Origin of the sequence: Nitrosomonas sp. Nm84 (assembly GCF_003201565.1) — a bacterium.
GTDB lineage: Bacteria > Pseudomonadota > Gammaproteobacteria > Burkholderiales > Nitrosomonadaceae > Nitrosomonas.
In genome coordinates this window covers 1-6,524 of sequence record NZ_QJJP01000052.1, presented here as the reverse complement: position 1 = coordinate 6,524, position 6,524 = coordinate 1, and the positions used below count along the sequence as shown (strand labels likewise).

The 6,524-nt window shown below is 39.7% G+C and carries 6 protein-coding genes and 2 pseudogenes; 3 read left to right on the top strand and 5 right to left on the bottom strand.

What is annotated here, in order from left to right; translation table 11 throughout:
• Positions 1-303: 303 nt before the first annotated feature.
• The 5 genes from C8R34_RS15690 to C8R34_RS15670 all read right to left on the bottom strand — a co-directional run bounded on the left by C8R34_RS15690 (position 304) and on the right by C8R34_RS15670 (position 4,312).
• Entirely contained in the window at positions 304-618 is a 315-nt protein-coding gene (locus C8R34_RS15690; RefSeq protein ID WP_132467157.1) for a DDE-type integrase/transposase/recombinase, read from the bottom strand.
• Between the two features lie 151 nt (positions 619-769).
• A complete protein-coding gene (locus tag C8R34_RS15685; protein ID WP_258364538.1) occupies positions 770-2,116 on the bottom strand; it encodes a S8 family serine peptidase in 1,347 nt (448 codons plus the stop codon).
• Positions 2,117-2,143: 27 nt separating this feature from the next.
• A complete protein-coding gene (locus C8R34_RS15680) occupies positions 2,144-2,845 on the bottom strand; it encodes a zf-HC2 domain-containing protein (protein WP_110342175.1) in 702 nt (233 codons plus the stop codon).
• A 13-nt stretch (positions 2,846-2,858) separates the two neighbouring features.
• Positions 2,859-3,455, bottom strand: coding sequence for an RNA polymerase sigma factor (locus tag C8R34_RS15675; RefSeq protein WP_110342173.1), 597 nt, complete (start codon positions 3,453-3,455; stop codon positions 2,859-2,861).
• A 116-nt stretch (positions 3,456-3,571) separates the two neighbouring features.
• Positions 3,572-4,312, bottom strand: a complete 741-nt coding sequence (locus tag C8R34_RS15670; RefSeq protein WP_110342171.1) for a TorF family putative porin — start codon at positions 4,310-4,312, stop codon at positions 3,572-3,574.
• Positions 4,313-4,400: 88 nt separating this feature from the next.
• Here C8R34_RS15670 and C8R34_RS15665 point away from each other — a divergent pair.
• From C8R34_RS15665 to C8R34_RS15655, 3 genes and pseudogenes are all read left to right on the top strand, one after another.
• Positions 4,401-5,055: pseudogene (locus C8R34_RS15665) on the top strand (IS1595 family transposase).
• A gap of 307 nt (positions 5,056-5,362) precedes the next feature.
• A complete protein-coding gene (locus tag C8R34_RS15660) occupies positions 5,363-5,734 on the top strand; it encodes a hypothetical protein (protein WP_110342169.1) in 372 nt (123 codons plus the stop codon).
• Between the two features lie 578 nt (positions 5,735-6,312).
• Positions 6,313-6,524, top strand: a pseudogene (locus C8R34_RS15655) (hypothetical protein); the annotation flags it as partial.

Below are 6,524 nucleotides of genomic sequence, written 5' to 3'. Positions count from 1 at the left end.
TCCACTTATCCACAGTAGCGTAGTATCCTGCGCTCTGTTTCCCCCTGGTCATTTTTCAACCGTAATGGGTGGTCAATTTTAAACCGGTATCAACACCATACCTGCAGAAAGAGTCATACGTACGCTGAATCACCCGATTTGGCGCGTTACCAATCCCACTTACCGGACAGGACACTCACGGTGCAAGACAAAGCTCCTATTAGATCACACGTATTGGGCCCAGTAACACTCGGGGAATACCTGGACTAGATCGACAGGTCAATGCAAAGGCACTTCGCCAATCCCAGCACGAGTCAGATCAAGTCAGGCATTCCATGCCATATTAAACTGAGTATCCCAGCAATTGCCCTTTCGACTCATGCTTTGCTGGATGCCATGCTGCTTTAGTAATTGCCGGTGACTTTCCGCGGCGTATTGGCTACCCTGATCAGTATGCCATAACAGGCCTTTGTCGGGTTTACGTTTCCAAATAGCCATCTGCTGGAGCGCATCGTTAACTAACTGGGTTTCATATACGCGGTTATTGACCAATCCACGACCCGACGGGAGAGCAGGTCGATCACGACCAGCCAAGTACATCGAGCCTTCTAGGGTATGAATATAAGTGATATCGCCCACATACACCTAATTTATCTGATCGATGGAAAACTGACGATCCAAATAATTAGGCGCAATCGGCAGTTTATGTTTTGAATTGGTGGCAGCTTTAAATCGACCCTTCTGAAATCGGATTTGTACGTGTCTGCCAATTCATCTCAAACTGGAATTTTTACTTGGCTGCGCGTAACTGATTGCTGAATTTCTGAGTAAGTTCATTAACTTTCATTTTCTGGTGCGTATTCGTTTCTGCTGCAATATTAGCTGTATTGTTGTGTCGTTTTTTTCTGAATAATTTATAAAAAGTTGGTTCATTTGCTTTTACCAGCAGCTTGAAAAGTTCCTGATTAGATGCACCTCGTTTTAATTGTAATAATAGGGCAGTAAGGCCAGATACATGCGCTGTAGCCAAGGAATTACCTGACACGAAGTCATATGCGCCATTGGGCAAGGTGGTTAATATGTCTTCTCCGGGTGCAGATACGGTGAGCAGGTGATTTTCATATGACGATTGCGCAACTTTGCTGCTTATGCTTCGAACTCCGATGACACCGGGTTGTTGAGCTGGAAACCCGGATTTCTCATCGTCTCTATCGGCCTGCGAGGCTATGACAATAATACCTTGTTGGATGGCTTTCTCGATTAATCTAGCCAAGAGTGAATCATAGGGGCCGGTTAAACTTAAATTAAGAACATCAGCATTCATTTCAATAGCTGTATTGATTGCTAAGGCCAATGTAAAGCTATTGCAAATTGCCTCCAAACTGCCCTCTTTTATTCCCCAGCAGGCTTTCAATATAATTACAGAACTATCTGGTGCAATACCGACGATACCTTGTCCATTATTTGGCTTGGCTGCAATAACACCAGCTATTGCCGTACCATGAATATCACCCAAAGAATCCGATGATTTTTGTGCAACAAAATCTTTACTCTGTTTAATTTGCCCCTCTAAATCAGGATGCTTTGTGTCAACGCCAGTGTCAACAATTGCGATAGTTACATTCTTACCGGTCGCCCGGCTGTGTATCTCGGCTAAATTCACCGCATGTACATTTGCTTGCAAACGGTAATAGGGATCGCTGTACTCGTCCGTTGCCATGACTCGGAAAGTATTCATCGTTTGAACATTATCGATACGATCATCTTTTAATAATGCGCTGATAACATCAGCCATAGGTTGACTTTCATGTACCAGATATACAACACAATGTTCGCCAATTTCTTTGATTGGCCATTGTGAAAGGATCTTTAATTTGTAATCTGTCTCTATACTGGATGCCACTCCTCTACTCCAAGTTGAACTACTGTAGTCACCTCTGCGATGATATGACTGGTTAGCTACCCCAACCGAAATACGGCCTATGTGCTTATCTGCATAGGTCACCAAAATGATACGTTCTACCTGTTTGCTATCAAAAACCTGAGGATCGACAAATAGTTTCTGTTCAGCGCTGACGGGTAAAGCAGCGAGCATCATCATCCACAGCGCCAAAATAAAAAACAAATGAATTTTCATTGCATTATGCGCCATCAAAGTATGATTCTAATCAGAGGAAGATAATCCATGAGCCAATTCAGCAAAGATAACAGACGTACTTTTGCGTAAGTGTAAAATTGCATCTTTGACTTCCTGAGAATCAGTTTGCTGATTACCAATTTGAACTTCATAAACACCATTCTGGGATGGCCCCCTAACAATATGCCCAGAAACACTACTCAAAATAGCCTCGATCTGTTCTGGGTTTGATGGGTCTGCAAAGATGACACGTATAAAGTTATTCCTTTGCTTACCCTCGATCGAGTTGGCTAGTGTTCTGTAATCGCCTTTTAATTCGGGCTTATCAATCAGTGAATCTAACATAAACGGCAGCGCCAGCAATAATAAGCTTGCTGCCAAAGCAGTATATTTTACAAAACTAACAAACTGATGCGAGAAAAATTTCAGTTCTTTTTTAGGCTCGTTATGTTTAGCAAGCACATAGATTTTGGGTTGTTCTTCAATTCTTTTTTTCAACTGAGCAAAAGAAACCTGCGACAGTTGTTGTAAAAGATCAGTCTGCTGCATCTTCTCAACTACTTGTTGTTGCTGATTCAATTCAATCCTGCACGTAATGCAAGTCTTAATATGTTTTTTTACAATATCCTGCTCAGCAGAATCTAAAGAGTGATTAATATACCAAGGCAACAGATCCCATACTTTCTGATGCTCACTGTTATTGGGTACTCTGATATTTGAAGACAACATATTTTAACTCCGGTCAATTAAGCTCTAAAAACAATTTTGTTAAAATTTTTCGTGCATGGAACATTCTGGTTTTTACTGTATTCTCAGGGCATTGCATAATTTCCGAGATCTCATTGTAATGTAAGCCTTGATAATAAGTCATTTCTACCACCGCACGCTGTTCAGGAGACAATTTGTCAAATGCAACTTCAAGCCAATTGCTGACTTCCAACTCTGAAACCCATTGATTTCCGCTATCAGGGAAGTAATTCAGTTCGTCATTAAATTCAGCAGATCGATCTTCTCTTATCAAGCTTCGTTCGATACTCTTTAGTGATTTTAAATAAGCAATACCCAAGATCCACGTAGAAGGGCGGCATACCTGATTATAGGTTGATGCCTTTTCCCACACGACATACATGACATCATTAATAATTTCTTCAATACAGTCCTGACGCCTGATGACATGGAATATAAACTGATACAGTCGGTTAAAATAAAGCTGATAAAGCTGTTCAAAAGCTTTGCTATTACCTGCCGCAGTTTCTGCGATTAAATTCCGCTCTTTGACCTGTTGCTCCTGCGAGCTAAAGGATTTTCTCATTTTTAATTCTGGCGATTCATGACTCATACATGTTGGCTCATCAATCTAGTCGATTATGCTAATTTTTAAGATTTTAGTACTGTTGCTCTGTTTATTCTTCACAACAAATGAAAAGTTCATTGCTATAAAAATAATTGAGAAAATTAGAATCCGATTGAAATGGAAAACACAATACGATTATCGACAACATGAGGATGGAATCCCCAATTTGGATACAGGCCTTCGTTTTTAGAAGATGCATGAATACCACCATAATAGCGGACATCGACGCCTATATTACGGGAAAAATATACTGTTAACCCGGATGTCCAATAAAGATAGTCATAGCCCAAGACCTTTTTTTGTTTATTGTAGCCAAAAGTACTGGATATTTCGATTGAGTCGGTGATTGGATAACGTCCTGTAATCTCGGAATTGAATGACATGTGATTCTGTTGATAGCTATTTTCAGAAAAATTGAGATTGATTGTCAGTAAGTCACGAAAATGACTATAAAAATAGAATTCATTGTAATCGACTACTTGACCAAATACTTTGCCATCAAAGAGATAGCGGGTCCATGCAATATTAAATCGCCAATCATCGGATAGCTTATAAGCAAAACCCAGGTATGGTCTGAATTCTGTAGTAGAACGATTCTCGAATCCATGATCAGCAAAATTAACTATCGAAGCAAAAGTGCCGAGGTAAACACCCGATTTGAATCCGTAATCGATATTGGCTTGTACGACTGGTTTTCCATCACTCTTAGAATAGCCACGCCACATATAATCGGTAGCGCCAGTCAGGTTACCACTTAATTCGGCATAGCAATTTATAGAATAGGCAAGATTTAGCAGAAACCATAAAAATATATGATTCAAGTAATTTAAGCGTATTTTCATTTTTTATAGACGCAAATTGTCATAACCCATTGAAATATTAATGGTCTTAGGAAGTTAAGCACTAACAAAAGTGTGTTAACTTACTGAGATGAATGTTAAGAGTAAGTACTATTCTCGGTCCTGCATCAAAGAAGCTAAATTGCTCTGGGTTTTACTGCTACAAGTACCGCGCAATTGACTGATATCTCTATACGGTCTGTCAATACGATTTACCTCAAAGTTCGACAAAGAATTGCTCGGTGCTGCGAACTTGAATCGCTTCTTCAGGGCGCTGTAGAAGTCGATGAGTCTTATTTTGGTGCGCAATGTGTCATAAATAAAAGAAGTCGCGGTGCTTATGGTAAAACAATTGTTTCGGGTGTTTTGAAGCGCCAAGGAAAAGCATATACAAAGAGTGTTCCGAATTGCTCCAGAACCACATTTCAAGCCATTATCCGCGGGCATATAGCGCCAGATACTATCATTCATTCCGATGGGTGGCACGGCTATGACGGATTGGTCGATATCGGTTTTGATAAATACTTCAGAGTTCATCATAGCATCAACGAGTTTGCCAGTGGCGAACGACATATTAACGGAATCGAATCTTTCTGGGTTTTTGCAAAAAGACGTTTGGCAAAGTTCAATGGCGTTCCTATACATACTTTCTACCTACACCTAAAAGAAACAGAATTTCGACTAATTATCGTCGTAATAATCTCTACCTTGCAATTCTTAAATCATTACGTCCAAACCCGCTTTAATTTCCCAAGACCCAAGATAAATTATAAGCCACTTATTTGTTGGGACTATCGGATAATAGTTAAAATGATGGTCATACCGGAATTTAACCACCTAGAATTAAATAGCTATCCAAAATTTAATTCCTTGTAAATATATTCATCAAAGCAATTCAAATAAAAGTTATTGAGAGTTTTTTACTACATTTGAACCTTTTCTCGCCCCCGCAGAATAAACGGCATGTAAGAAGAAAAATTTTAAATTCTTACGAAAGAGTATTCACATAAAATTAAAACCTAAGAGAGAGTAAGAATGATGAAATCAATGATAATGAAAACCTCAACAGCACTAACCGCAGTACTGGCAGTATTCGTGACAACTCTGCCTGACGTCAACGCTGCAGACATTCGCGTAAAATGCGAATCAAGAGCAAACCGATCTTCAGTTTCCGTTGATGGTAGTAATCTGGTTCCAGGTAGCTACTCTGCCAAAATTATATCTGGTAGTAATACGAAAAAATCCGGCCTCAAAGCAACTACGGGTGATGAAATAGAATTTGATTTTGATAGCGATCCAGGTGACATTGCTGCCGGCGCCATACGCATCAGCCGTACTTTCATTCAAGGACAAGTAACCGGACAACTCATCAACGCACAAGGATTTACAGTTGCTCAAGCAACCAGAGTCTGTCGCACAAAATAAAAAGCATAGACTACTTAAATCGACCAAGTTCAAATAAGCAACACTGAAATACTTAATCGTCTTTTAGTACTTTCAAGTTGTTGCTGGCACACCCTTCGCATCAATTCGTGTTTCTTAATTGATGCGAAGTGAGTTCCTGCTCTTTAAGAGTTATGTAGTGAATTCAAAAGAACAACAATTACAAATGATATACGATGATTTGATAGATGCCACAGCAAAGCAATTAAGGTTTGTGTAGAAAAATGATAAAAAAATCAAATGCTTTTATTTTTTATCCGACTGTAGTGCAGAATTAAATCTAGTGGAAAAATTATACGCCGCTGTCAGCCGATCGCATGATGTTTAAAAATAATGTCTTCCTTACCTTCAAGACGCATGCTTAAGATATGCCAAGTAAAGCTATTATTTAATAGCTGGATCAATATAGGACATATCAATGCAGGTAAATGAAGCTATTCTTTGCAAGCACAATATAGCAAGATAACACCGTGAAGAGCAAAGCGTTCGATAAGGTCTGTTCATATAAAACACAACACGCTTTATTACCTTGATTTACTAAACTTTACTAGGAGAAAACAATGAGCACAGGGCATGATGATTTAAACGATGACGTTAATGACGATTCACCCGGGGAAGGAAGCCACAAAGCCTTCCAATTTACCATTGTAGGTGGTGAAGTCACCGAAGTATTTGAGATTAAAGATGGTGTGCGGGAACCCAAATCCATTGACGATGATGGCAGCGAAACTTATACAGTGAGTAGCGATGGCGTGGTGACTCGTACCGAGGT